This is a genomic window from Ruegeria sp. CF1 (assembly GCF_056537445.1).
Window position 1 is genome coordinate 19,148 of the sequence record NZ_JBQFRN010000019.1, and the last position, 24,746, is coordinate 43,893.

Annotated in this window: 21 protein-coding genes, 1 tRNA gene and 1 pseudogene; 11 read left to right on the top strand and 12 right to left on the bottom strand. The window is 53.4% G+C overall.

Features of this window, described 5'->3' with window-relative positions:
* Window positions 1–5: 5 nt before the first annotated feature.
* From paaE to pcaF, 6 genes are read right to left on the bottom strand one after another with little or no spacing between them, the layout of a single operon-like run.
* Entirely contained in the window at window positions 6–1,079 is a 1,074-nt protein-coding gene (gene paaE, locus ACRZ96_RS20545) for a 1,2-phenylacetyl-CoA epoxidase subunit PaaE (protein ID WP_170424496.1), read from the bottom strand.
* Window positions 1,080–1,093: 14 nt separating this feature from the next.
* On the bottom strand, window positions 1,094–1,552 hold the full coding sequence (gene paaD, locus ACRZ96_RS20550) for a 1,2-phenylacetyl-CoA epoxidase subunit PaaD (protein WP_170511230.1): 459 nt from the start codon (window positions 1,550–1,552) through the stop codon (window positions 1,094–1,096).
* A 6-nt stretch (window positions 1,553–1,558) separates the two neighbouring features.
* On the bottom strand, window positions 1,559–2,326 hold the full coding sequence (gene paaC / locus ACRZ96_RS20555) for a 1,2-phenylacetyl-CoA epoxidase subunit PaaC (protein WP_170734231.1): 768 nt from the start codon (window positions 2,324–2,326) through the stop codon (window positions 1,559–1,561).
* A complete protein-coding gene (gene paaB / locus ACRZ96_RS20560; protein ID WP_170404692.1) occupies window positions 2,326–2,610 on the bottom strand; it encodes a 1,2-phenylacetyl-CoA epoxidase subunit PaaB in 285 nt (94 codons plus the stop codon). The genes paaC and paaB overlap by 1 nt, the downstream gene beginning before the upstream one ends.
* 23 nt (window positions 2,611–2,633) lie before the next feature.
* Window positions 2,634–3,626 carry a 1,2-phenylacetyl-CoA epoxidase subunit PaaA gene (gene paaA / locus ACRZ96_RS20565; RefSeq protein WP_170397736.1) on the bottom strand — a complete coding sequence of 331 codons (993 nt, stop codon included), beginning with the start codon at window positions 3,624–3,626 and terminating at the stop codon, window positions 2,634–2,636.
* A gap of 15 nt (window positions 3,627–3,641) precedes the next feature.
* Window positions 3,642–4,844, bottom strand: coding sequence for a 3-oxoadipyl-CoA thiolase (gene pcaF / locus ACRZ96_RS20570; RefSeq protein ID WP_480815039.1), 1,203 nt, complete (start codon window positions 4,842–4,844; stop codon window positions 3,642–3,644).
* 1,077 nt (window positions 4,845–5,921) lie between these two features.
* Between pcaF and ACRZ96_RS20575 the strand changes: the two genes are divergently transcribed.
* Entirely contained in the window at window positions 5,922–6,062 is a 141-nt protein-coding gene (locus ACRZ96_RS20575; RefSeq protein ID WP_480572382.1) for a hypothetical protein, read from the top strand.
* Window positions 6,063–6,507: 445 nt separating this feature from the next.
* Window positions 6,508–7,521, top strand: coding sequence for a hypothetical protein (locus tag ACRZ96_RS20580; protein WP_170515268.1), 1,014 nt, complete (start codon window positions 6,508–6,510; stop codon window positions 7,519–7,521).
* 143 nt (window positions 7,522–7,664) lie between these two features.
* Here ACRZ96_RS20580 and ACRZ96_RS20585 read toward each other — a convergent pair.
* The 3 genes and pseudogenes from ACRZ96_RS20585 to ACRZ96_RS20595 form a co-directional block, all read right to left on the bottom strand.
* Window positions 7,665–8,054, bottom strand: a pseudogene (locus ACRZ96_RS20585) (transposase); the annotation flags it as partial.
* Between the two features lie 384 nt (window positions 8,055–8,438).
* Window positions 8,439–9,389 carry a hypothetical protein gene (locus tag ACRZ96_RS20590; protein WP_480815040.1) on the bottom strand — a complete coding sequence of 317 codons (951 nt, stop codon included), beginning with the start codon at window positions 9,387–9,389 and terminating at the stop codon, window positions 8,439–8,441.
* 154 nt (window positions 9,390–9,543) lie between these two features.
* On the bottom strand, window positions 9,544–12,672 hold the full coding sequence (locus ACRZ96_RS20595; protein ID WP_480815041.1) for an adenylate/guanylate cyclase domain-containing protein: 3,129 nt from the start codon (window positions 12,670–12,672) through the stop codon (window positions 9,544–9,546).
* A 1,321-nt stretch (window positions 12,673–13,993) separates the two neighbouring features.
* Here ACRZ96_RS20595 and ACRZ96_RS20600 point away from each other — a divergent pair.
* From ACRZ96_RS20600 to ACRZ96_RS20610, 3 genes are read left to right on the top strand one after another with little or no spacing between them, the layout of a single operon-like run.
* The gene (locus ACRZ96_RS20600; RefSeq protein WP_480815042.1) at window positions 13,994–14,353 is read left to right on the top strand and encodes a hypothetical protein; all 360 of its coding nucleotides are present in this window, start codon (window positions 13,994–13,996) and stop codon (window positions 14,351–14,353) included.
* Window positions 14,326–14,601, top strand: coding sequence for a helix-turn-helix domain-containing protein (locus tag ACRZ96_RS20605; RefSeq protein WP_480815043.1), 276 nt, complete (start codon window positions 14,326–14,328; stop codon window positions 14,599–14,601). Before ACRZ96_RS20600 ends, ACRZ96_RS20605 begins: the two co-directional genes overlap by 28 nt.
* On the top strand, window positions 14,598–16,448 hold the full coding sequence (locus ACRZ96_RS20610) for a DEAD/DEAH box helicase family protein (protein ID WP_480815044.1): 1,851 nt from the start codon (window positions 14,598–14,600) through the stop codon (window positions 16,446–16,448). Before ACRZ96_RS20605 ends, ACRZ96_RS20610 begins: the two co-directional genes overlap by 4 nt.
* Here the strand turns inward: ACRZ96_RS20610 and ACRZ96_RS20615 are convergent.
* Window positions 16,445–18,091 (bottom strand): DNA cytosine methyltransferase, encoded by a 1,647-nt coding sequence (locus ACRZ96_RS20615; RefSeq protein ID WP_480815045.1) that lies wholly within the window; start codon window positions 18,089–18,091, stop codon window positions 16,445–16,447. The genes ACRZ96_RS20610 and ACRZ96_RS20615 overlap by 4 nt on opposite strands.
* Window positions 18,092–18,248: 157 nt before the next feature.
* Window positions 18,249–18,485 carry a helix-turn-helix domain-containing protein gene (locus ACRZ96_RS20620; protein ID WP_480815046.1) on the bottom strand — a complete coding sequence of 79 codons (237 nt, stop codon included), beginning with the start codon at window positions 18,483–18,485 and terminating at the stop codon, window positions 18,249–18,251.
* Between ACRZ96_RS20620 and ACRZ96_RS20625 the strand changes: the two genes are divergently transcribed.
* From ACRZ96_RS20625 to ACRZ96_RS20650, 6 genes are all read left to right on the top strand, one after another.
* Window positions 18,427–19,155 carry a hypothetical protein gene (locus ACRZ96_RS20625; RefSeq protein ID WP_480815052.1) on the top strand — a complete coding sequence of 243 codons (729 nt, stop codon included), beginning with the start codon at window positions 18,427–18,429 and terminating at the stop codon, window positions 19,153–19,155. The two genes, ACRZ96_RS20620 and ACRZ96_RS20625, sit on opposite strands and share 59 nt — an antisense overlap.
* A gap of 486 nt (window positions 19,156–19,641) precedes the next feature.
* Window positions 19,642–19,797: a hypothetical protein gene (locus ACRZ96_RS20630; protein WP_480815047.1), complete on the top strand. Its 156-nt coding sequence runs from the start codon at window positions 19,642–19,644 to the stop codon at window positions 19,795–19,797.
* The gene (locus ACRZ96_RS20635; protein ID WP_480815048.1) at window positions 19,790–20,002 is read left to right on the top strand and encodes a helix-turn-helix domain-containing protein; all 213 of its coding nucleotides are present in this window, start codon (window positions 19,790–19,792) and stop codon (window positions 20,000–20,002) included. The genes ACRZ96_RS20630 and ACRZ96_RS20635 overlap by 8 nt, the downstream gene beginning before the upstream one ends.
* A 168-nt stretch (window positions 20,003–20,170) precedes the next feature.
* A complete protein-coding gene (locus ACRZ96_RS20640; protein ID WP_480815049.1) occupies window positions 20,171–21,850 on the top strand; it encodes a site-specific integrase in 1,680 nt (559 codons plus the stop codon).
* Complete coding sequence (locus ACRZ96_RS20645) at window positions 21,843–22,901, top strand: tyrosine-type recombinase/integrase (protein ID WP_480815050.1); 1,059 nt, start codon at window positions 21,843–21,845, stop codon at window positions 22,899–22,901. The genes ACRZ96_RS20640 and ACRZ96_RS20645 overlap by 8 nt, the downstream gene beginning before the upstream one ends.
* A gap of 157 nt (window positions 22,902–23,058) precedes the next feature.
* A complete protein-coding gene (locus tag ACRZ96_RS20650; RefSeq protein WP_480815051.1) occupies window positions 23,059–24,699 on the top strand; it encodes a recombinase family protein in 1,641 nt (546 codons plus the stop codon).
* Here the strand turns inward: ACRZ96_RS20650 and ACRZ96_RS20655 are convergent.
* A tRNA-Met gene (locus tag ACRZ96_RS20655) sits at window positions 24,656–24,732 on the bottom strand. The two genes, ACRZ96_RS20650 and ACRZ96_RS20655, sit on opposite strands and share 44 nt — an antisense overlap.
* Between the last annotated feature and the right edge of the window lie 14 nt (window positions 24,733–24,746).

Genomic DNA, 24,746 nt, shown 5'->3' on the forward strand with positions numbered 1-24,746 from the left:
TCCGTCTACTGATCGTAGTCCACGACAACGGTGTCGGTCATCGGATAGGCCTGACAGCTCAGGACGTATCCTTTCTCGACTTCGTAGTCTTCCAATGCGTGATTGGCGACCATCTCGACCTCGCCTTCAAGCACTCGGCAGCGGCAGGTTGAACAGACCCCGGCCTTACAGGCGTAAGGCGCGTCCATCGCATTCTCCAACGCGGCATCGAGAATCGATTGATCCTTCGACATGGTGATCGTTTGCGTTGCCCCGTCCATGGTGATTGATGTTTTGGTCTGGTTGTCCTGAGACGCCGTGTCCGCCCCGCTCACTTTGCGCTTGACCCGACCGGGTTGAGCGCTGGCGAAGAGTTCAAACTTGATCTGCCCGTCGTTCAGCCCATGCGCCCGCAGGGCTGAGGCAATGCCCAGCATCATCGGCTCGGGGCCGCAGATAAAAGCCGTGTCGACGTTCTGAATATCGATCCAGTGTTCAAAAAGTTCGGCACATTTGTCTTGCGTGACCAGACCGGTAAAAAGCTCGATTTCCTGCGCGTCTGTTTCCAGAATATGGATCACGTTCAGACGCCCCATATAGAGGTTCTTGAGGTCCTCAAGCTCTTCTCGGAACATGATCGTGTTCACGCCCTTGTTGGCATATACCAATGTGAACCGCGAATGTGGTTCTCGGGCAAGCGTCGTCTTCAGGATCGAGAGAACCGGCGTGATGCCCGACCCACCCGCAAAGCCCAGATAATGCTTTTCGGCGGAGGGATCGATTGCGGTGTAAAAGCTGCCCATCGGCGGCATCGCCTGCACCGTATCGCCCACCTTTAGATCGGAGTTGGCCCAGGTCGAGAATGCGCCGCCATCCACGCGCTTGATCCCCACCTGCAGAATGCCCTCATCCTTGCCCGCGCAGATCGAATAGGACCGGCGCAGTTCTTCCCCGTCGAAATCGCGGCGGAAGGTCAGGTACTGGCCTTGGGTAAAGTCGAATTCATCGGCTGAACCGTTTACAGGTTTCAACGTCACGACCACCGCATCGCGGATGGTTTTGTGAACATCGGTAACTTCCAGATCATGAAAGCGTGCCATCCGGTGATCCTCCCTCAGATGCACTTGAAATAGTCAAAAGGTTCCAGGCAGTCGGTGCAGCGCCAATGGGCCTTGCAAGGGGTCGAGCCAAACTGGCTGACCTTTTCAACCGCCTTGCTACCGCAATGTGGGCAGCGTTCAGGTCCACCTGCAGGCTGCGGCGGGGCGATGCCGTAATCCTCGAGCCGAGCACGGCCCTTGTCGCTGAGCCAATCGGTGGTCCAAGCCGGTGCGATACTTGTCTCGATCCGCAGATCGTCGATTCCATGATCACGCAGTGCAGTTTCGATATCCATGCTGATGACCGAGGTCGCCGGGCAGCCTGAATAGGTCGGCGTGACGGTAACCGTCAGAGTGTCATCATCCCATCGCACATCGCGTACAATGCCCAGATCGACGACCGAGATCACCGGAATCTCAGGGTCTGGTACAGCGTCCAGCCATTCCCACACCTGATCCGTTGAAGCCCGCATTGATCCTTACCACTTCGCGCCGGGATATGCGCGCTGCAGCCACTGCATCTGTGTCAGAAGATGTCCTAGATGCTCGGTATGCATGCGACCGTCGCGCCCGCCCTTATGGGCAAAGCGGCTTTCGGGAATGGTTAGTGTCGCCTCGGACAGCACACGCTCGATCAGAGCGTCATATTCTGCGCGCAGATCTGCCGGGTTCGGGGCAATCCTCGCCGCAACCATTTCTGCATCAACATCGTCACTGGCAAACATCTCGCCGACATATGGCCAGAGATAGTCCAGCGCCTCTTGCATGCGGGCATGACTTTCCTCGGTCCCGTCGCCGAGGCCCACAACCGTATCGCCCGAACGTTCGAGGTGATAGCTAACTTCTTTGCTGGCCTTGGCGGCGATCGCCGCGACACGTTCGTCAGAGGATTTCATCAGATGCCCCAGCATGATCGAATGCCAAGCATCAAACAGGAACTGACGCATCAGCGTGCGGCCGAAGTCGCCGTTCGGCACTTCGACCAGCAGCACATTGCGGAAATCCCAGGCGTCGCGCAGAAAGGCCAGATCATCGGCGGATTTGCCGCCGTCGATCTCTCCCGCAAGACCCAGCCACATCTGAGTCTGACCGATCAGGTCCAGCGCGGTATTGGCCAGCGCGATGTCTTCCTCCAGCACAGGCGCATGACCGCACCATTCGCTGACGCGATGGCCGAGGATCAGGGTATTGTCCCCCATCCGAAGCAGAAACTGCAGCAAAGCGTCATTGGAAACCGGAACACTCATTACATCGCCCCCACTTCTTCGGGAATATCGAAGAAGGTTGGATGGCGGTACACTTTGCTTTCGCTGGGCTCGTACAGCGGACCTTTGTCGCTGGGCGATGAGGCCGAGATGTTGTTGGCCTCAACCACCCAGATCGAAACGCCTTCGTTGCGGCGCGTGTAGACATCGCGCGCGTTCTTGATCGCCATTTCCGCGTCCGGGGCGTGTAACGATCCAACATGGCGGTGACTCATGCCATGTTGTCCGCGGATGAAGATTTCCCACAGGGGCCATTCATTGTTCATTTGGTATCCTCCTCAGGGCAGTCTTATTCTGCAGCCAGATTTGCAGCGCGTTTCTTGCGGGCATGAGCCAGCAGCCCGTCGCGAACCCATTTACCGTCGTCCCACGCCTTGTTACGCGCGGCCAGCCGGTCGACATTGCAGGGGCCGTTGCCCTTGATCACATCGAAAAACTCGGACCAGTCCGGGTCGGTGTAATCATAATGGCCCCGTTCTTCGTTCCATTTCAGGTCCGGGTCAGGGATACTCAGACCCAGATATTCGGCCTGAGGCACGGTCTGATCCACGAATTTCTGGCGCAGCTCGTCATTGGTGTTGATCTTGATCTTCCACGCCATGGATTGCGCCGAATGCACGCTTTCCTTGTCCGACGGCCCGAACATCATCAGCGACGGGTACCACAGTCGATTTATTGCATCCTGCGCCATCTTACGCTGTTCTGGCGTACCCTCTGCCATCTTGCGGATCGCATCATAGCCCTGGCGCTGGTGAAAGCTCTCTTCTTTGCAGATGCGGATCATTGCGCGCGAGTATGGTCCGAAGGACGTCCGCTGCAGCGGAACCTGGTTCATGATCGCGGCACCATCGACCAACCATCCGACCGCGCCGATATCGGCCCAGTTCAGGGTCGGGTAGTTGAAGATCGACGAGTATTTCATGCGCCCGTCCAGCAGCATCTCGGTGATCTCATCCCGGCTGACACCCAGCGTTTCTGCCGCGCAATAGAGATACAGCCCATGCCCGGCCTCATCCTGCACCTTGGCCAGCAGGATCGCCTTGCGCTCCAGCGTTGGCGCTCGGGTGATCCAGTTTCCTTCGGGCAGCTGGCCTACGATTTCAGAATGTGCGTGCTGGCCAATTTGACGGATCAGTGTCGCGCGATAGTCGTCGGGCATCCAATCCTTGGGCTCGATCTTGATATCGGCGTCGATCTTGTCCTGAAACGCGCGCTCCTGCTCGGTCATCTCCTCGCGGGATTTCACGCCGGATCCGGCTGTTTTAATCATCTGAGCGTACATGTGAGGTCTCCTCCCTTACACACGTTCAAGAATAAGTGCGGCACCCTGCCCTACCCCGACACACATGGTGCAGAGCGCGTAGCGGCCTCCGGTGCGGCGCAGTTGATAGGCAGCAGTCATCACTAGCCGCGCACCGCTCATTCCAAGCGGGTGGCCAATGGCGATTGCCCCGCCATTTGGGTTCACATGCGGCGCATCATCGGGCACCCCGAGTTCGCGCAGCGTGGCAAGGCCCTGCGAGGCAAACGCCTCGTTCAACTCTATCACATCCATCTGATCGATGCTGAGCCCAGCCCGTGCAAGCACCTTTCGGCTGGCTGGAACCGGGCCGATGCCCATCACGCGCGGTTCCACCCCGGCAACGGACATGCCAACCACACGGGCAATCGGGGTCAGGTCGTTCTTTGCCGCAGCAGTTTCATTTGCCATCAGGATCGCCGCCGCGCCGTCGTTAACACCCGAGGCGTTTCCAGCGGTCACAGTCTTGTCCACCCCGTTGATGCCCTTTAGGCCAGACAGTTTCTCTGCTGTAGTCCCCGGTCGCGGATGCTCGTCCGTGTCGACCACCACCGGGTCACCTTTGCGCTGTGGGATTGTGACCGGGGTGATCTCCTCCTGAAACACCCCGGTCTGGTGCGCCGCGGCCCAGCGGGCCTGGCTGCGTTCGGCAAACGCGTCCTGATCGGAGCGACTGATACCATAAGCTTCCGCTACGTTATCCGCTGTTTCGGGCATCGAGTCGATACCAAATTCCTTTTCCATTTTCGGGTTCACAAAGCGCCAGCCGATCGTGGTGTCGTAAACGGCATTGGCACGAGCAAAGGCGGATGTTGCCTTGGGCATCACAAATGGCGCACGCGACATGCTTTCGACCCCACCCGCGATCGCCATGTCATAATCCCCAGCCTTGATGGCGCGCGCAGCCATGCCCACCGCATCCATGCCAGACGCGCAGAGCCGATTGATTGTCGTTCCCGGTACATCCACCGGCAGCCCTGCCAGCAATGCCGCCATCCGCGCCACATTGCGGTTGCTTTCACCGGCTTGGTTCGCATCGCCATAAATCACGTCGTCCAGACTGGACCAATCCACCTGTGGGTTACGCGCGACAAGCGAAGCGATTGGCAGGGCGGCAAGATCATCTGTGCGCACCTGGCTTAGTCCACCACCATATCGTCCGATCGGGGTGCGCTGGGCGTCGCAGATAAAGGCGTCCATAGGTCGATTACTCCGAATTTGAATTCACATCATTAAGTGACCGATAGGTCGGTTAATAAGCCTCTCATCGATTCGCAGCAAGCATTATGTTACTTCAACTACGTTTTCTTGATTTTTCCGTAACGCATTGACTCGCTGCGAGTAACTTGGTCGTGTGAAACGTAGTCTTTGCCGGCTTACCATCTGCGCCGATGCCGTCTCAGACCTTTGATAAGGGTTCCTTCAACACAAAATTTGACAAATCGAAAACGTACTTAGACCGCTTCGAATAGGCAGTTTGAAATGTTGCCATTCTGAGATTGGAGTTCCGGTAAACGTTTGTATCTGATGCAGACATCGCACCAGATTGTCTGGTTGCGACCTATAGCGTTTAATGAATGACACTTAACAACTTTCGTCGCAAAAGCCGCCTTCAGTCATCGACAATCATCAAGTTAACTTTGAAAAGAAGCGTTGAATGCTCAATGCACAGAAGCCGAGACGACATCCATCATTCGCAGCTGTCTATCGGAGATCAAGTTGATCCCGTTAGAACGGAAGTATGCGATTAAACTTGTCGAGGAACTGTCGGTGTATTTGCGTTGGTTGAGATTCAAAACGAACAAAGCCGCCCTGCGGCGGTCTGTTCGGTGCTTTGTTCGACCCAATTGCTTGCGGGAGGGCGCAACCACCGATGCCGAACGCAACTGAAATGCCAGGTATAGGCGGTGATTACAACGGATCGTCGCAACACGTGCGTTGAACCGTTTTGCTGGCGGTTGCTTTTTTGCATTTCAGCATTCCAAGTGCGAGCACAAAACAATGACACGGAAGTTAACAACCTATTCGTAGAAGCGGTAGAGCTTTACCGGCAGTTAAAAAAGTGTCTGGAAACGTCAAGTTAGAGGCATACAAAAAAGTCCGGAGTCTCTTCGAGAAGATTCTGAGCGACTGTACTGAATTAAAGCCTGCAAGAGGAGCGGCCCGGGAGGGTCACCATTGCCAGCCTTCCCAACTCCAGACCGAAAGGATGGAACGATTTGAAACGCGAAATTGTTCGGGGTTTTCAGGTCAGATACGATAACGGCACGGGGGCGAATGAAACCGCAGCGGACGCTGCATTTTGCGCGCATCTTGCGTGGCGGCTATGATGCCGCTGAACCCAATCAATTCTTAGAGCAAAGAGGCTGGACGCTTTTAAATGCTTTCAAAGCGATCGTGCTCTTGTCGGTGATGTGACCGCTTCTATCACTTGACGAAGCACACTATGGGCCTAGCTCTGCGCATTTGTTTGGCACACGAGACCAAGCAATTTGGAAAGCTCAACACACCACGCATGGTCTAGCCCAAAATCATAGTTCTCGGCCTAGCGGCACGAGACGAGGCTGAGCTTCGCGTTATTGCCGAATAAATCACCATAATTTTTACATCTGATGCTGTGTTTGGCAGTTTACTTGGTTTAGTTGCTAAGAATGAAGCTTCCGGCGAAAACAAAGTGCCCAAGCGGCAACTGTACGTCGCACTGCTACAAATCCAGTGCAGCGAATGCTGAATTGTGCTAACCTTACACCGCTATAGCGGTTTGCTCATTGCGTGAACGTTTTGCCGTTCAAGCGCACTCAGCTGATAGCTGTTGTTTTTAAGTCTTTGCTTTTTTGTCGTTAAGTTTTTCCGGGAGGGTTTTATGATCAGTAGTCTTTGCGCAGCCTTTTTTAGCAAGGCTCGTTACGGAACTCCGATGTGTTTATTGGTTTCATTGTCCATTGCGACGGATGTTCGCGGTCAGGACAACGAAATCGTGACGGTGCCAAGTGTTTTCTACAGCTATCTGTCCGAGGAAAAAGATTCTGAAGGTAACCACATAAAGAAGTTTTTTGACCTAAAAGAGCTTTCCGACCAAATAAGCGAGTTGGGCCTAAGCTCCGAGTCCGCACTTGCGATAAATGCTTCGGAGGAGGATGGTTATAGATCATTGAACGAAGATGCTTTTATCAATGCTCTGAGACAAAGTGATAACCCTGGGTTGGAAGCACTTGGTGACTCACTCGGGTATTTTGAAGATGAAGAACTGAACGGTGGTGGAGTGCAAGCCGCGGCAGCGATAGAAATGCTAACAGTTTCTGACATCGGCGCAGAAAAGTGTAAGGCGCTTCCGCCTGCCCCACCAGATCTGGGCAATCCAAATAACAAATGGGAAATCTACAAAACGGCTATTTTGGGTCGCAGTTCCATGACTGCCGTCCAGTACGCTTTTGATCAAGACGCGAACGAGGGCCTTGGTCGTGGCCAATTCGACATAAGAACCACCAAGTTTGTCCTATGTCGTAATCTACTTACGAACGACATAGAGGGCATCCCAATCAATGTGCGGTGGGTATTCAATGTGAATGGCCAAAGCCTGAAAGTCGAAGAATCAGGCGGCTTTTCAAACCCGCCGCCCAATGGTGGTTCGTATCAGCAGCGATTTATTGCAAGAGGAACGGGAATTCAGCTTGTACTTATGCAAATTGACGGCACGGCGCTGCCGCCCAACAACCCTGCATACCTGATTGTAGGGAATGCCTGTATCGACATTTGGTTCGTGGATAAGGTTAATGGTTTTGACATTTCCGTGCCGGCGTCGCTGCCAAACGCAGGTGTGTTTTGTGCGGGCGGCTATTGCAAGGGCGTTCCACCGGGTTTGGATGCGACGCGATAGGTCAATTCTTCTCGCACGCCAAAATTGAGGCATCGATAAAAACGAGATGCGCTTATGTGAGCGCAGCGAATGGCGCTTTGGGCTTTGTGACCTGCGGTAGTGATCGCGACTTACGCCGTAAATCAAGAGAACTGGCGACTAGTTCATGTTGACAAATGGCGACGCCAAAGTCGGTTGGACTCAATGTCTATGAATCCGAGGAAGCTCTCTGCGGTCTTGTGGTAGCGGGTCGCAACACGTCGAGCGTTTTTGAGCCTGTAAAAGCAGCGCGAGACCCGATTTCGCGGCCGGTGGAGTGAACGGTCGACACCAACGCGCATCTATATGATTTTCAGCATCGGTATCTGGGTCATCACATCTCGATTATTCATCTGTCTACGTGTTTTGTCAGCATCATAGCCGCGATCAGCTATCAACACGCGCGGCTAAGGCAGATTGTCTACCTTTACCAAATCGAAACCACGATAATCAGATGTCCAACCCGGTGTGATATCGGTCCTCATATGCAGGCCGTGTGCGTTTTCGAGCAGGTGTGGGTCACACGCCCATTCTGAAAGAGAACATGCGAGCAGGTCTGGACCTTCCTACTCGCGTTCTTTCCTTCGATCAGAATGATCGCCTGCGGATCTGCTACACCGGCTCCCAGTTTCTTGAAGTCCGGCATGGGTTCACAGACGCCTCTGCGTTGCGTGCATTTCAAAGCCAGATGAAGGACGACCAAGCGAGAAAAGCCCCGCACAGGACCCTTCACGTGCGTAGTTATATCCAGCTTTCTACGGGACATCGCTGGTGGAGCCTTCGACATGGAAGTTCATGCCGGCTCGCCTAAATGGGCAAATGCAACGTTCGCGAAGTAGAAAAAACGGCGCCGGCTGAAACACGCAACGCGCGACAGGGTCGCCAAACTCACCGCTCTGTCAGCGCGTGTTCACGATGGGCGGTTTTGAACAACGACCGAGGCAATAGTGGACACCAGCCGCGGCATCGGGTTTTAGCGTCATTGGTACGCCTGTTTCTTTCTTGAACATCATGTCGATACAGGCGGTTTCGTTTTTCGCGAAGATCAGTGAAATACGTCTCTGATTGCCAGGCGCAAACTTACTTGGATCCTTGTCCTCCCATTTCGCGCGGCCCTTGCCAAACTCCCAGTTCGCTTCCCAGTAGGTAACGATTTTGATGTCCTTTTTCGCGGCATAAAGCTTGTATTCAAACGGCTTCGCCATATCGGCGCTGACCTTCAGTTCTGTCGCATCAAAAGCTTCATGAAATACGCCTTTTTCCTTGTCCTCAGGTTTTTTTACTTCCCATCTGGCGTTCTTGGCCTCGACGTGGAAGTACTGGTAACGAACTGCTGGCGTTAGCCTTCCAGTGCGCGAGACTGCAGTTCGCATCAAGACACAGAGACGAAGGTTACCGCTTGGCTTCGAAGGCGGCCCATCTGCGCCGACCGAATAATAATACCCGCTTAACGTGGGATCATGCAGACATTTGTCCAATATCTGCCCCTTGACCGATAGTGTCCTTGTGCCGAACAGGTTTTTGTTGTTCGCAACCCTGACAACCGGTTCGGTTGCGACCCCGGAAAACCCGCCGTAATCACGAACAAGCGACGCTTCGTTTAGGGCTGGACAAATCTCGTGCGGTTCGCAAGGAGGCTGGCTGAGCTCTTCCAAAAGCGCTGTGAATTCCGCATCCGTGAACTCTTTCACTTCCTTGGGCCGGGCTCCCTGATCCTTGCTGCGAGATACTACGCCCGCTACCACCTTCTGGTCGGGCAGGTTGATCGTGTTGAATGATGATCCCTTCTCGTCTTCCACTACATAGGAACAACCGGCAAAAAGAGCGACAATGCAAGTTAACAGCAACATACTTATACTGGGTCTTTTCATAATTTACTCCGACAACAAAATTCGAGTAATGCCGGAACCGTAGCACGTTCGGTTTAAAAAATCTAAGAATTCCCCCGGTTTGCGGGAAAATGTGGACTGTGAACGGGATTTCGGGGTGCAGGGTGCAGCGTGGTCAAACGGCGGGATGGGCCTTAATCTTCTTTTCGATTGTATCGGTCAACCGTTCATGGAACCTGATGGAGGAGACCGCAAGAATCTCACGGGCTTTGGACATTTCCACGGTGGCTTCTTCCGGATCGCCCTGATGGAGCAAGGCATCCGCAAGCAGGCTGTGCGAGAAGGCAACGATCTGACCCGATCCTGTCTCCACATATTTTTCAAGCCCGTCCCGTAGGGTCTTGACACCCGTTGCTTCGCCACATCTGGTCTCGGCCCATCCCACAAGTACGGCGGACCAGTGTTCCCAATACTTGAATTTCTTTCTTTTGCTGGTTTCGTACGCTTCCTTGGCAAATTCTAGACAGGGTGCGGGCTCACCGTAGGTACAGTAAATGGACGCGATAATGCTCAACGCGTAACAGCGAGAGAATTCGCTGCGTTCGGCGCGGGTTTTGGCTATCGCCTGCTCCAGTTCCGAGCGCACCTTGTCATCTTCAGGGTCCTGCAGAGTACGTGCCCAGCAGCGCATCACCATATCGACAATTTCCGTATCCGCTGGATAGAATCGGTTGATTTCGCTCAAGTCGCACTGGGCGCGATGTTCAATTGCACGGTCCAGATGAGAAATCGCCTGGTCGAATTCGCCCCTAAGCAGCGAAGCCAAGCCGCTATTGTGTTCGCTTAAAGTGTGCAAAGCGGCATTGGGGTCATCGGCCAGCATGTCAGTCATTTGTTCGCAATACGGCCAGGCGGCATCGGGGCGGCCACCGATCAAGTGTTCACCTATGAGCTGGTGGAGGTTGGTAAAAGCCACTTCGTGATCGCCACTTTTCTCGTTAAGCGCGATCAGCTTTTCCAGATTTCTTGTGATGTCGGGCGAGCCCCAGCTGCGCATTTCAAGGGCGACGGCGAGAGACTGGCGCAATTTGATCTCGATCTGGTCGGACGTTTCGTGGTGCTCAAGCCTGTCGTGCGCCTCGATCGCGGCGCTCATCTGGGCAATTGCTTCGTTGCTGGCATAGTTGCGCAGGCTCAGCTTGGCAGCTTCGTGCCACCGATCCCGCGCAGCGTCGAATTGTTCCGCCTTTTTGTAGTGTAGCGCCAGAATTTCGGGCTGACGTGCGCAAAGGTTCGCAAAACGCGCTACCATGGTTTCGGCAATGCGGAGGTGAAGACTCCTTGCCTGTTGTGGTAAGATCGCCTCGTAGGCGACATCGCTGATCAGGGCATGGCGGAAAGAAAAACTGCTTTCGCCTCCTTCAAATTTCTCCACCATGGTCTGTGCGCGTGCGAGGTTTTGAAGCTCTGACAGGATTTCATCGACCGGTCGCCCAGCAACGGCGGCGACGAGATCACTCGTAAAGCCCTGCCCCAGAGCGGCACAAATTGAAATCGTGTCCGGTGCGACGCTCAGATGGTCGAGCCGGACCCGGAGCAGGTCCTTCAAGTTCGACGGGAATAGTGTTTCTTGTTTCAAATGGCCGTCCGGCCGGATTGAACCCGCGGAGCGGGCCAGCATACTCACCATTTCCTCAACAAAGAGCGGTACGCCTTCCGAGCGGGTGATGATGGTTTCCATAAGCCCGTTCAGTGCCATTCCGTCGCTCATCAGTGCTTCGAGTAGCTGTGCTGTTTCGCGCGTGCCCAAACTGGGCAACGACAATGTGGTGACCTTGGGCAGGTTCGACCACCTTGGTGTGTATTCAGGGCGGTAGGTGCCCAGTACCATGACCCGCAGATTGCCGATTCGCTCCAGCAGGTTGTTGAGCAACTCTTCGGAAGAGGGATCGATCCATTGCAGGTCTTCGAAGAGGATAAAGACAGGTTTTTTGAGCGAGGCGCGTTCGACGTAGTTTTGCAGGATCTCAAAAGTGCGCGTTTTAATCTCTTCGGGCGCCACAGGCGGGCGTTGCTCCGGCGCACCGAAAGAAAGCAGGTTGGAAAACAGTGAGGTCACTTCGTCGGAGGCGTTGCCGCGCTCTTCCAGAAACGTTTTCAGTTTGGATTCACGCTCTTTGAGAGTGTCGTTTTCCTTAAGGCCGACAGCATTGATGATATGTGACTTTATTGGAAAGAACGAGCTGTTTTCATGGTAGGGTGAGCACTGGAAGCTGAGCCTCTGGCCCATGGGGAGAACGAGCGTTTGCTGTATTTCCTCTGCTAGACGCGACTTTCCGAGCCCCGCCTCGCCAGAGAGAAATATTGCCTGTCCTTCGCCACGGCAGGCGGCGTTCCAGCGTCTGCGCAGCAAGTTGAATTCGCCTTCACGTCCAATCAGGGGGGTTAGCGCGCCGTGCATCCGCTTCTCGAAGCGTAGCTCTGTCTTTCGAGATTCTTTGACCAGCCAAACACTTACAGGGCGCGAAAATCCTTTCAGTTGGTGTTTGCCGATCGAAGTGCAGCGGAAGTTGTACCCCAAAAGCCGCCGCGTCCGCCCAGATATGGCAATTTGCCCAGGATCGGCCAGCGCCTGAAGGCGGGCGGCGAGGTTGGGGATATCCCCCAGCACGAAACTGTCGACCTGTTGTGTGCCGTGCATAATGTCTTCGAGCAGAACATCGCCGGTCGCTATGCCAATGCGCACGGACAGTTTTTCTAGCGGGGGAACAGGGATCACGCTCACTTTTTCGATGATTGCAAGTGCCGTGAGCACTGCGCGCTCTGCATCATCTTCGTTGGCTACCGGGTGACCGAAGTAGGCAACCACCCCGTCACCGACGAATTGAGCGACATAGCCGAAATTCTCTTTGATCGCTTCGGCACAGAGGTTCTGAAAGGCCTTGAGCGAGTCTCGATACTGCTCGATCCCCAGTTCCTGCACGAGCCCTGTCGAGTTGACCAAATCAACGAACATGATCGTCATCTGACGCAACTCGCCGATGGACCTTCGCGGCCGTTCTGTCGCGATTTCGAAGGCGGAGGCGGATTCCTGAAAACCGGCAACGTCGGGGTCTTCCCTCTCCTCCGGCAGCGCCCTCATCGCTTTGAGAAGTCGTTTGCTATCGCCAAGCGCGATGCCAAGGCTTGCGAAATCCTGCTCAGAAAGCTCTCCGATGACGTCTAAATCAATGGAATTGGCTTCCATCACGTCGAGGTATTTTTCCAACTTCAGAGATTCGAGCCATGACTTTAATGTAAGCATCGGCAACGGGCCCTTCAATTCTCTACGGTTCTGGCAGGCCGGTTAACGCGAAGCCAATCCCGGATTAATGAAGCCAACAAGAACTCGCGCCAAATGTCAAAGGATGTGCGCTGTTTGTGCCGGAAGCACAACTACTACTTGAAGGCGCAGTTGCCGAACGGGTTAGACGTCGGTTGAAAGAAGACGCGATCCGGGATTTGAAGATCAACGACCACGACATGGTAAAAGAAGTCCGCGAACGCGTGAGCCATGGCTACCGTATCCAGCACAGTCGCGGTCTTTGAACACGGTGCGGATTCAGCAAGATCTTCATGTTCAAACGCAATCCCGATCAAACGATAAGAGAGAAGATCACCGTAATGCTGTCCGGTGCGGTCAAGCGGGGCTGGGACTGAACCTGTTGTCAGTTGCGCAGAAGAGATCGGGGCCGGGTTGACACGTATCGGCGTTAACCGACCGGAGTGGCCTCGTCGCTTGTCAGAGAGAGGAGGTATCCAGGCACTCACCCGGCACCCTTGCGCTTGAGACTATCACGTCCGGATAACCACCCAAAGTCAAAACAGACAAAATTTAAATAACTTCATTGAGTTAAACGTGTAGAAGTCGGGCCTGATCTCAGTAGTGGTAACCGTGAGGTAACCACGCCGTGCTGCCCTTGACAGGCAAGCAACGGCTCACAGGTTAAGAGTACTATCAACCCACCAGCCGTGATGGCTGGGCCGCAATCATTGGGAGGAAATAGGACGACTCATCGTCCTTGACACACTCGATGGCAATGATCCTGATCTCGTTTGCGCGATCCGTCATCTCAAGCGAAAACGACATCCATCATTCGCAGCTGTCTATCGGAGATCAGGTTGATCCCAGATGATGGAAAGTATGCGATTGAACTTGTTGGAGAGTTGGCAGGTTTGCTTGCGTTGGGAGCATCTCAGAACGAACAAAGCCGCCCTGAGGCGGCTCGTCTGACACTGCGTTCGACTGTAATGGTTGCGGGAGTACGCAACCACCGTTGCCGAACGAAATTGAGGTGTTTGGTTTAGGCGTGAGTTTGACATTCTCTGCCTCAAAACCCGCTGACCGGCTCGATTTATCTCCTTCATCAATCAGGTCGACGAGAACTTTGCCTTTGTACTAGATGGCCGGTACTTTCTGAGAAGGACAGTTGTAGCAAAAGCCGAGTGCGGCAGCCTTGATCAGAGGTTTTCGTATCAATCGGGATGGAGATTATTGCGAAACTTTTACAAGAGGTTGTTGCAATTTCCAGTTGTAGCGCACACGTTAGAGGAATGGGTTTAGTGATTTGATTTGAAGGTTGTAGATGTCCGTTCCTGCTCGTAAGAGCGACAAAATCCGCGTGATTTTTAAAGAACTGCGTAGGGCTGCTGGTCCGGATGTTCCGGCCGCAGATTTGATACGCCTGGCGCATGTCATCTTCAGAACCTACAATCAAGAACCTGAGGAAAAAGACGGTCGGTTCGGAACCCCTAGGTTTAGACCGACAATTGAAAGCATGCCCGTCGACAAAGCGATGAAAGATGGAGGATGGGCTGTTTTGTTTTTTGAAATGGAGTTCGCCGACGCATTTGCCAACGAAACCAAAGAGAAAAGGTTGAGCGTCGAACGTGCTGTAAAGAAATACTTGGGGGAGCAATGGCCGCATCAACTAGTTCGGGCTTAAACCAAGCCGCTAAAGATCACCTTCTTGAAGGCAAGCCGCTGACTAGGCTAGAAGCACTGATTCTATTTGGCGTTTCGAACCTGCCAGAACTCGTCTACGAGATGAGAAAACAAGGCTGGGTCGTGGACTCAAAACCGATACCATATGCAACCGCTATGGTTAGGGTAAACGAATTCGCTGTTTTCAAGCCCCCCAAAAATCTCCCCATTAGAGAAATAAAGCTAACGGAGTACCGGGTTAGCAAGTGAGACGTCACTTCAGTGCAAGACAACGGTTCATACTGAAACTTCTGGCTGGAGGGAGATGCAGAAATTGTGGCGTCAGGTTAGGCAATGACTTCCATGCGGATCACGTAATCCCCTACTCTAAAGGGGGAAAAACCACTGTAATTAATGGGCAAGCGCTTTGCCCCAAGTGTAATTTGAAGAAAGGGAATAAGTTGCTTCGACTACGGGATTGGCAAGAGCAGGCGTTGCAGAAGTGCTTAAAGTGGCTTCTCGAAACGAGAGAAGACAAGCATTTCTTGATAAATGCTGCACCAGGAGCCGGCAAGACCAAGGCCGCTTGCGCAATTGCTCAGAAACTGTTCGAACTCGGTGAAATCGACCGAGTAATAGTGATCGCCCCGAGGGTTGAAGTCGTAAATCAATGGGGCAAGGATTTTCGCCAGATCACCGGTCGGTTCATGGCCAAAGTCACTGGCGCAGATTCCGACATCGAGATGGATGTTTGCGCGACATGGGGGGCCATTCAAGGTCTGCAAGACGCCTTCCAAACCGTGTGTCAAAATTCCAGAGTGTTGGTCATTTGTGACGAACACCATCACGCAGCGGTATCGGCAGCCTGGGGCGATAGTGCAGACTCAGCGTTCGCTGCTGCTCGTTTTGTATTGGTCCTAACAGGCACACCTATCCGCTCTGATGCTAAAGGTTCTGTCTGGATGGCATATGACGATCAGGGAGCAATAGATCATCCAGAAGAAGGTTCTTACACGCTATCATATGGCGAAGCGGTGGATTTGGAGTATTGCCGTCCTGCGACCTTCCATCGGCACGAAGGCATCTTCACCGTTGACCTTGAAGATGGAGAGCAAGTTAGCGTTACGAGCCAAACGCCAGCAGAACTGACCCCGACTATGAAACGTATTCCGGGCCTTCAAAGGGCTCTGGACTTCTATCGCCTTGCGTGCGCCCCGCAGTATGATGAAGACGACGTCACACCTCGTGCGGATGGTTACCAAGGCACTATGCTCGATTGGGCGAGTTCAAAGTTGTCGGACCTGCGCTATAGGATGCCTAACGCCGGTGGCTTGGTCATTGCTCCGTCCATCCCGATGGCGGAATACATGATGAAGCTAATCGAACTTGTTGAGGGGGAGACTCCGATCCTAGTTCATTCTCAAGTTCCCAATGCCGAAAACAAGATCGAGGCATTCCGTCACACTGATAAGCGTTGGATCGTGTCGGTCGGCATGATTGCAGAGGGAGTCGACATCACCCGATTGAGGGTATTGATCTACCTACCAAAGGCAATGACGGAACTGTCATTTAGGCAAGCAATCGGTCGAGTGGTTCGTAGCAATGGAGCGGACGATGATACTCGTGCCTATGTCGTTATGCCTTCTTTCAACGTTTTTGAAGAATATGCCCGGCGAATAGAAGAGGAAATGTCGCCCGGCAAACGTGTCGATACGGGAAAGGTCAAAACGAAAAAATGCCCGTCTTGCACCACAGAATGCGCTTTGGGGGACAAGTTTTGTGAAGTTTGTGGCCATGAGTTTCCTCAAGCGATCGCAAAATTCAAACCCTGTGCAAGTTGTGGTGGACTAAATCGCCTAAGTGCCCGCGAATGTCAGCATTGCGGTGAGACCTTTGAGACTTCGTTTGTCCTGACATTGGATGACGCGTTGCGGACTGGCGCTATTGTTCGTGGCCTAGACATCGATGAAGAAGACGTAATTGAAGGAGAACAAATGGCTGGCAAAGTCAGAGAGCGAGTGAAGAATACAGGCGATGCAAAGCTAGTCCGAATTATGAAGCAGATTCCTGAAGAGAGTTTTGGTTTGTTCAAGAAAATGTTCCAAGAAGACGATTAGGGTCTCAAAAGCGTTTTCATTCTTTGGTTTTCGTTTTGGTGTTTTGAAGATGGCACGGTCAAAACGTTAAACTTACCAAAAATAAAAAATGCACCAAGCAGTTTGCTCGCATTTTTTGCGAGCTTTCCCGCTGTGTTGATGGAGTAATCTGGATCGGGTCCGAATCCTTGTAAGATTCCTTCAAGCAGGTCCAGTTTACGCACGCTTGAGTTTTCTATCGCGTGCTGCATTCGCATCCCAATCTTCATTAAGTTGTCAGAGAGTTGAAACGGATGTAGCTCTGCGGGGCCGCGATGCGCCCAAACGCGCTGTAGGGACGCTCCATCAAGGTTCTTCAAATCTCTCTCTAACGCCAATACAGGGGAACGGTCGACTTCACCTAGTGCTTCATCCAGATGGGAAACCAGATTCTGATCAAGCGGAAGCTCAAGAATTCGCTTAGCGGTACCGAACCAGAAATTGCACTTCCATAGTTCGCCCGGAGTGTCTGTGCCTCTGTTTGTTAACTCGAAGCGCACCCCACTGCCAAAATTAAATTCATCTATTGCAAAGCGATAATGTCGATGGGGTGGGTAAATGCGCTTACGATCAAATTCATACTCACTCGGGCGCTGTTCGCTGGCAATTGAGTCCAAGAAATTGCTGTCTTGGCTCAGACCTTCTAAGTCTGTATTCGTGTCAGTTACCAGACAACCAATGGAAAAACTCAAAGTTGGCGGAATAGCATTTCCGATTTGCTTTATTTTTCCAGCATAGGAGTTCGCACAAAACTCATAGGTTATTGGGAAGCCCTGCAAACATGCTCGCTCTCTAACTGATAGTCGACGAAAGCGCTTACTGTCGCTTCGATCACGTACGATAATACTTTCTCGAGAAACGCGAGTACAAGTCGCTGTCAAAGTACGGGAAGGTACTGTCTCGTCGTCCGGAAAGCTCATTTTGTTGTAAATATGGTGCGACGTTTTAAGGGACCGATTGATCCGTTCTTCTTCGGCGTCCAAACACTCTTCGAGCCTTAAATCGGAAACATCTGATCGGCAAATCTTGATGCCATAGACGGGATCCTGAATGGTTTTTTGGCCTCCCGAAATCGCATCGATTACGTCACCGAGTGTGGTGACCGTTTGGCGCTCTAGATTCACCAAGGAAGCGAAGTCGAGATTTCCTATTAATGCTCGCCTACGGCGTTGAGGTGTGCCAAAAAGTTCGGCTTTTGCCACAAAGAACTTAGGCTGCAAGTGAGCGTAATCATGAAATGCACCGCCCTCCTCAAAACATTCTTTCACGATTTTGATGGTTCGAGGCACATTCTCCATCACCCACCAACGCGGTTTGAGGTAGTCGACTACTTCCAAGAATTTCCTGATATGCTCGAGACCCTTCTGAAGATCTCCTTGCCCACCACGATTTGAAAACGAAAATTGAGTACACGGAGGGCTGCCGACAACTAAATCAATGTTTTCTGGTAGATCGCCCAACTGCAACTGCAGAATATCACACTGAACGCAGTCATGTCTTGAATTCAGCCGATTAGTTTTGATGGCAAACTTGTCAAGTTCGTAGGACTTTACAATTTGGATGCCACACAACTGCAGACCGCAAGACCATCCGCCTATACCACTATACAAGTCTATTGCCCGCATGCGCTGCACCTCCGAAATTGACATGACACTACAGCGCCGAGAAGTAAAGATCTACTGGTTTGTGGCGCAACCAGAGTCTCCGAATAAAATTGCTTTGCGAGGAGGCCATGGGGACCCGTTTCAGACGCTAATAGACATTGGTTTGGCTCAATTGGGCCTAAACCGATTGCTTGAAGTCTTCCGCCTTTCGAAGATCGAAGAACTCTGCCACGTCCACATTAAGGGCTTGCGCGAGTCGTTCCAAAACTAGCGCCGAAGGATTTCGTACACCTCTTTCAACACCACTGATGTACCCACGATCAAACCCGCTGTCTGTTGCAAAGTCCTCTTGAGTAATGCGTTTTTCCTTCCGCATTCTTCTCAAGTTCCAGCCTATGCGTTTGCGTACATCCATCGGGTTCGATGGATCGACTAATGAGTCCTATACGACCACGACTTATAAGTCTCATTTTTCTGTGGACAGCGACTTTACCCCGTGTAATGTCGAAACATTCAAAGTGCATGATGTGTACTACACCCATGATTATTCGCAATTATTTTGCGATGTCGCTCGAACGGAGGCTGATATGACATTTGACCCGCGCGCCCCAAAACCGCCCTTCGATTTTGTTCCCCGGAAACGGACACCACCGGTGGACAAGCCTCAACTCTACGGGAGGTTCGTCAGCGATTTGGGCAATTGCCAAAAGTTGCGCGATGACATTCGGGACCGGGCTGCGTACCTGCACTGCGTTGGTCTCCTGCCTTCTCATTTGCGGCCACGCGCGAACCAAATACTGCTTCAGGTTTCGGAGTATTTCCGTCGCCCCACCAGCTTGGATGGTCGGCTAGGTGAACGTCGGTTGAAAGAAGACGCGATCCGGGATTTGAAGATCAATGACCACGAATTGGTAAAAGAGGTCCGCGAACGCGTTAGCCAAGGCTATCGTATCCAGCACAGTCGGGGCCAAGGTACACGGCGCGGGTTCAGCAAGGTGTTCATGTTCAAACGCAATCCCGATCAAACGATAGGGGAGAAGATCACCGTGATGCTGTCTGGAGCCGTCAAGCGGGGCTGGGACTGAACTTGTTGTCAGTTGTACTGAAGAGTTCGGGTGCCGGGATGACACATATCGGCGTCTGCCGACTGGAGTGGCCTCGTCGCTTGTCAGAGAGAGGAGGTATCCGGGCACTCACCCGGCACCCTTGCGCTTGAGACTATCACGTCCGGATAACCATCCAAAGTCAAAACCGATAAAATTTAACAATTTCATTGTGTTACACATGTAGAAGTCGGACCTGATCTCAGTATTGGTAACCGTGAGGTAACCACACCGTGCGTCCTTGACAGGCAAGCAACTGCCCTTACGCTTCAAGGACTTTCAACTTACCAGCCGTGATGGCTGGGCCGCCAATATTGGGATTGGACAGGACGGCACTTCGTCCTCGACGCACTCGATGGCAATGATCCTGATCTCGTTTGAGGTCAGTGTTTTGTCGTCTGGAATGCACTCCTGAACCAAAACATCGCGACCATTGCTTCGAGCGGTTCCTTTAAAAGGAACGTATCGATGACGTGTTCGTCTTCTGCTCCCTCGGGTAAACCGCCCATTCTTGATATCCCCGAACCTCTGATTGCGCTCGTACGCCTTCTGGCGCGCGAAGCGGCTCGGTCGGATTTTGCAACCCGTTGCAACGACGAAGATCGAGAGGTGGATCATGGTTGATCTGCCGGTCACAGAGGATGCCGCCTATCTCAGCGTGCGCGATGTCGCGGCGCTGTTCCGCGTCAGCACCAAGACCGTTCGCCGTTGGATCAAATCTGGTGACCTGCCTGCCACCCGATTGGGTCGCGATTGGCGCGTTGCCCGCATTGATCTGTACGCCCTTGCCAAGCAATGCGGCAATCAGGCTGCGGCCCATGTTCTCTAAATCCCTCATACTCATCGGCTTTTCCGGTGGTCGGGAAAACGGGGTCATGGATTTCGGGTTTAAATTCACGCCTTTGGTTTCCCGAATGTCCGCAAGAGGGCCGCCATGGGTCTGCCTGTCCTCAAATGTCCCCTTTTGTCCCCAATTTCAAAACCGAAGAGGTTTATCATGACACATCACCGAGAGATCCAGCTACCAGCAACGCTGGCCGAGGTTCTGGACGTTCTGAAGTCCAATCCAGACCCCGACAAGAAACGTCAACGTTCCAAGCTGTCCGCGATCTCGCGCATCAGTACTTACATGAACCGCCCTCCATCAGACATCCCGACAGATATCCCGCAACTGCGCAAACTGCTGGCATCGTTGCATCCCGCCGCCTGCGGGGTGAAGCCCAACACCCTCAGCACCACCAAAAGCGATCTGGCCAGTGCCCTGCGTGCGGTCGGGGTGTTGCAGGATTTTGAAGCCAAATCTAAACCGACCCCCGAGTGGGGCGCGTTTTTGACGACTGTGCAATCCACCCATCAGGTTTGGGGCTTGATGCGGTTTGCACGCTATTGCAGTGCCCGGTCGATCTCGCCCAAGGACATTGGTGGCGAAGTGGTTCAGGCGTTTCTGACGGCCCTCGACACAGTGCTGCTGAAGAATGAACCGGCCAAGTACATTCAGTCCATGATCGATACATGGAATCACGTGATTGACAAACACGGTCTCGATCTTCCCCGGCTGGACCGCTTGTCGTCGGACCGCTATGTGGCCCGCCCGCTGACGGACTACCCGGAAAGCCTGCAAGCAGAGATCAAAGCCTATATCGACCGCTTGGCGCAACGTGATCTGTTCAGCGATGACGGGCCCGACAAACCGCTGCGTCAGACCAGCCTGCGCAACACCGAAGCCCATCTGCGGCAGATGCTCGACGCGCTGGTATCTGCCGGACAGAGCCCGGAACACTTCGTTAGCCTGTCGGAACTGGTCACGGTGCCTAATCTCAAAACGGCATTCCTAACCATCATCGACCGGCGTGGGACCGATGGTCCGCCGTCCGGGCTGAGCAATGTTGCAGCAACGTGTATCGCCATTGCACGGCATCACCTGAACGTACCCGAAGACGTCCTTAAGGCGCTCAAAGACATTCACAAGCGGATCGCCGTAAACCCGCGCGGTATGAGCCCCAAAAACGCGGAACGCCTCGCCCAGTTCAACGATTGGGAGAACGTGGCCTTGTTGTTGAGCCTTCCAGATACGCTGATGGCACGGGCGGATGACAATCCGACCCGGCGCGACAGCGCATTGGTGGCGATGCACGCTGCGGCACTGACCATCCTCTTGAGTTGTCCCATGCGTGTCAAAAACCTCGCGGACCTTGACTTGGACAAACATTTGATCCCTGCCCGCTCGGGGACGCACACCTATTATTCCATCCGTATCGAAGGGATCGAGGTTAAGAATGGGGAGCCTATTGAGGTCAAACTGAACACTCGCAGTTCCAAACTTCTGCACCGCTATATCATGCAATTCCGTCCGCAGGTGTCGCAGGCGGGTGGGCGTGCCCTGTTCCCACGCAGCAGCGATGGAAAGCCTCGTGCGCCCAGCAACTTTGGTGGTGAACTCACCCAGCGTGTCTTACGAGAGACCGGCCTGAAGGTTAACCCGCATCTGTTCCGGCACATCGCGGCCAAGCTCTATCTCGAAGAACGCCCCGGTGACTTCGAGACCGTCCGCCGCCTGCTCAAACATAAACGGCTTCAGACGACGATGGATTTTTATGCCTCGCTTAGTAACCAGTGGGCGCATGATCACTATGACGAGGTGGTACTTTCGAAGATCCGGGGGACGTCCAATGACTAATCCCATTCCGCTTGTTCTTCTTTATCAAGACTGGCCCCAGGCGGACAAAACCGCCTGGGAGGCACTGTTCGCGGAAGGTGACATCTTTGACGGTACAGGCCCCTGTGCGAGCTGGTCCGAAGGCAGCCGCATCAAACGACGCCAAAGCTATGGATACTGGCTGTCGTGGGTCACACGTCATCAGCCTGCCCATTTTGATCAATCCCCGACGGATCGCATTGCCAAAGATGCCGTGCGTGGATTTCTGGAAGAAGCAAAGGCGCGTGTGAACGCAATGACTCTCAAGAACATGATCTGCGATCTCTATGTTCTTGCAAAGTCCATGGACCCGTCGGGAGATTGGGACTGGTTGAACAAACTGTCCAATCGCCTGGTACATCTGGCGGACCGCAAAAGCCTGCCGAAGCCGGTTCCGGTAATTGCAGGTGACGTTCTGAACAAAAGTTTGCAGCGGCTTGAAGATGTGGACGATGATCCGTCCCTTAGTGATCTGAAGCGAGCAATTCACTTTCGCGCAGGTTTGATGATCGCCTTTCTGATCTCGCGTCCTGTGCGTCGCCGCACGTTGCTGGCGCTGACATCGGATCAGCATCTGCGCAAAACCTCCGAAGGGTTCGAAGTTCATCTTTCGGCGGAAAACACTAAGGACAAAAAAGCGCGGTGGTTTCCTCTGCCCAAAGTTCTGGTGCAACCGATGGTATCCTATCTGGATATTCATCGTCCGGTCCTTCTCGGACCTAAGTCATCCAATGCGCTCTGGATCAATCAGTATGGCGACCCGATCACGCCCGATGGCCTGTCGCGTGAGTTGCCCAAGGTCGTCAAACGTCTGCTTGGGATAGAATTGCGCACACACAAGTTTCGGCACATTGCAGCGACCAGCATCGCCGAGACGGACCCGGAATATGTCAACATCATCCGGGACATCCTCGGGCATGCCACGTTGGACATGTCCCAGAAGCACTACAACCGTGCCACCGGACTGTCTGCCTGTGACGACTACCAATCTCTCTTGCAGGCAAAGATGAAGTCCTTGGGTCGCAAACGGTAGGCTTTCGCGCCCACCCGTCGATCTTAGGTTCGGTCAAATACCTATGATCAAGGCATTTTTCATTGCAACGGGTTGCAATCGAAAGTGGAAGACACCGCCCAATCCATGCCTATAATGGGATGGGCCAACCAGTTTCTAAGTCCGAAAGGCCCGATCCATGCGCGCCGCAATCTACGCCCGCTACTCCACCGATCTTCAAAGTGACGCCTCCATTGAGGACCAACATCGGCTGTGTCTACGCTTGATCAATGGCAATGACTGGCAGGAGGCGAAGACCTATTCCGACCGGGGGCTGAGCGGAGCGTCGCATCTCCGCCCCGGCTACCAGCGATTGCTGGAAGACGCGCGGTCCAATGTGTTCGACGTCGTTGTGGCTGAAGGTCTCGACCGCATTAGCCGGGATCAGGAACATATCGCCGCCTTCTTCAAGCAGATGCGGTTTCAGGGCATCCCGATTGTTACTGTGGCTGAAGGAGAGATTTCCGAACTCCATATCGGTCTCAAAGGCACCATGAGCAGCCTGTTCTTGAAAGACCTGGCTCAGAAGACCCATCGCGGACTTGAGGGGCGTGTGCGCAAAGGCAAATCAGCCGGTGGGATCACCTACGGCTACGATGTCGTACGTAATTTCAACCCAGACGGACAGATGTCCACTGGCGAGCGAGCCATCAATGAAGAGGAAGCTACCATTGTTCGCCGCGTATTTGCGGAGTACGCGAATGGACGCAGTCCTCGCGCCATAGCAGGAGCGTTGAACAACGAGGGTGTTTCTGGCCCTCGGAGTGCAGGCTGGGGCGCGTCCACAATCTACGGGAACTGGCGGCGGGGCACCGGCATTCTCAATAACGAACTCTACATTGGTCGTCTCGTCTGGAACCGCCAACGCTTTGTGAAAGACCCCGACACCGGCAAGCGACAAGCGCGACCGAACCCTCCCGAAGAATGGGTCATTGAAGAAGTACCTGATCTTCGCATTATCTCAGACAACCTGTGGTCCCAAGTCAAAGACCGTCAGACAGCTACCCGCAGTGCTGTCATCAGCAATGGCGTCAACCGCCCAGAACGCGCGCACCGCGCCAAACATCTGTTTTCAGGTCTCTTGAAGTGTGGCGCATGTGGCGGGGGATACACCATTGTTGGCAAGTCCCATTTTGGCTGCGCCAACTCTCGCAACAAAGGCACTTGCAACAACCGGCTGACTATAAAGCGGGAAGATTTGGAAACCCGTGTGCTCACGGGTCTCAAGGACCAACTGCTGCATCCGGACCTGATCTCTGAGTTTGTGTCAGCGTACCAAACGGAGTTCAATCGTCTGACTGCCGAGATTTCAAAAAGCAAAACTAATACCGAACAAGAACTGGCCAAGACCACCAAGCAAATCGAAAAGATCGTTGATGCTATTGCAGAAGGTATGTTCCATCCCAGTTTGAAGGCGAAGATGGATAATCTCGAAGTTCGCAAGAAAGAGTTGGAAGCAGAACTGTCCGCTTCGTTTCGGAAGCAACCCGTTCTTTTGCATCCCGGTCTCGCTGATCTTTACAAAGAAAAGGTGGCCGACTTGAGCGATGCGTTGAACAGCCCGGCTACGAAGACTGAAGCGACGTCAATCATTCGTGGGTTGCTATCGGAGATTCGGCTTTCACCCAATGACGGACGGCTTACCATAGAACTTGTTGGAGAGTTGGCGGGTCTTTTGGCGCTCGGTACAAAGCAGAACGCCCGCAGCGTTGGTGCTACGGGCGGTTCTGCGACGCTGGTTGCGGGAGCAGGATTTGAACCTGCGACCTTCAGGTTATGAGCCTGACGAGCTACCGGGCTGCTCCATCCCGCGACACTTTAAGTGAC

Coding starts and splice junctions, on each gene's coding strand:
- ACRZ96_RS20580 (WP_170515268.1), top strand. CDS start 6,508: ATGATCAGTAGTCTTTGCGCAGCCTTTTTTAGCAAGGCTCGTTACGGA.
- ACRZ96_RS20635 (WP_480815048.1), top strand. CDS start 19,790: ATGGTTGATCTGCCGGTCACAGAGGATGCCGCCTATCTCAGCGTGCGC.
- ACRZ96_RS20650 (WP_480815051.1), top strand. CDS start 23,059: ATGCGCGCCGCAATCTACGCCCGCTACTCCACCGATCTTCAAAGTGAC.
- pcaF (WP_480815039.1), bottom strand. CDS start 4,844: ATGGACGCCTTTATCTGCGACGCCCAGCGCACCCCGATCGGACGATAT.
- ACRZ96_RS20645 (WP_480815050.1), top strand. CDS start 21,843: ATGACTAATCCCATTCCGCTTGTTCTTCTTTATCAAGACTGGCCCCAG.
- paaB (WP_170404692.1), bottom strand. CDS start 2,610: ATGAACAATGAATGGCCCCTGTGGGAAATCTTCATCCGCGGACAACAT.
- ACRZ96_RS20605 (WP_480815043.1), top strand. CDS start 14,326: ATGGCCGCATCAACTAGTTCGGGCTTAAACCAAGCCGCTAAAGATCAC.
- ACRZ96_RS20575 (WP_480572382.1), top strand. CDS start 5,922: ATGAAACCGCAGCGGACGCTGCATTTTGCGCGCATCTTGCGTGGCGGC.
- ACRZ96_RS20620 (WP_480815046.1), bottom strand. CDS start 18,485: ATGGATGTACGCAAACGCATAGGCTGGAACTTGAGAAGAATGCGGAAG.
- ACRZ96_RS20600 (WP_480815042.1), top strand. CDS start 13,994: ATGTCCGTTCCTGCTCGTAAGAGCGACAAAATCCGCGTGATTTTTAAA.
- paaD (WP_170511230.1), bottom strand. CDS start 1,552: ATGCGGGCTTCAACGGATCAGGTGTGGGAATGGCTGGACGCTGTACCA.
- ACRZ96_RS20615 (WP_480815045.1), bottom strand. CDS start 18,091: ATGCGGGCAATAGACTTGTATAGTGGTATAGGCGGATGGTCTTGCGGT.
- ACRZ96_RS20595 (WP_480815041.1), bottom strand. CDS start 12,672: ATGCTTACATTAAAGTCATGGCTCGAATCTCTGAAGTTGGAAAAATAC.
- ACRZ96_RS20625 (WP_480815052.1), top strand. CDS start 18,427: ATGCGTTTTTCCTTCCGCATTCTTCTCAAGTTCCAGCCTATGCGTTTG.
- paaA (WP_170397736.1), bottom strand. CDS start 3,626: ATGTACGCTCAGATGATTAAAACAGCCGGATCCGGCGTGAAATCCCGC.
- ACRZ96_RS20590 (WP_480815040.1), bottom strand. CDS start 9,389: ATGTTGCTGTTAACTTGCATTGTCGCTCTTTTTGCCGGTTGTTCCTAT.
- ACRZ96_RS20640 (WP_480815049.1), top strand. CDS start 20,171: ATGACACATCACCGAGAGATCCAGCTACCAGCAACGCTGGCCGAGGTT.
- paaC (WP_170734231.1), bottom strand. CDS start 2,326: ATGAGTGTTCCGGTTTCCAATGACGCTTTGCTGCAGTTTCTGCTTCGG.
- paaE (WP_170424496.1), bottom strand. CDS start 1,079: ATGGCACGCTTTCATGATCTGGAAGTTACCGATGTTCACAAAACCATC.
- ACRZ96_RS20630 (WP_480815047.1), top strand. CDS start 19,642: ATGACGTGTTCGTCTTCTGCTCCCTCGGGTAAACCGCCCATTCTTGAT.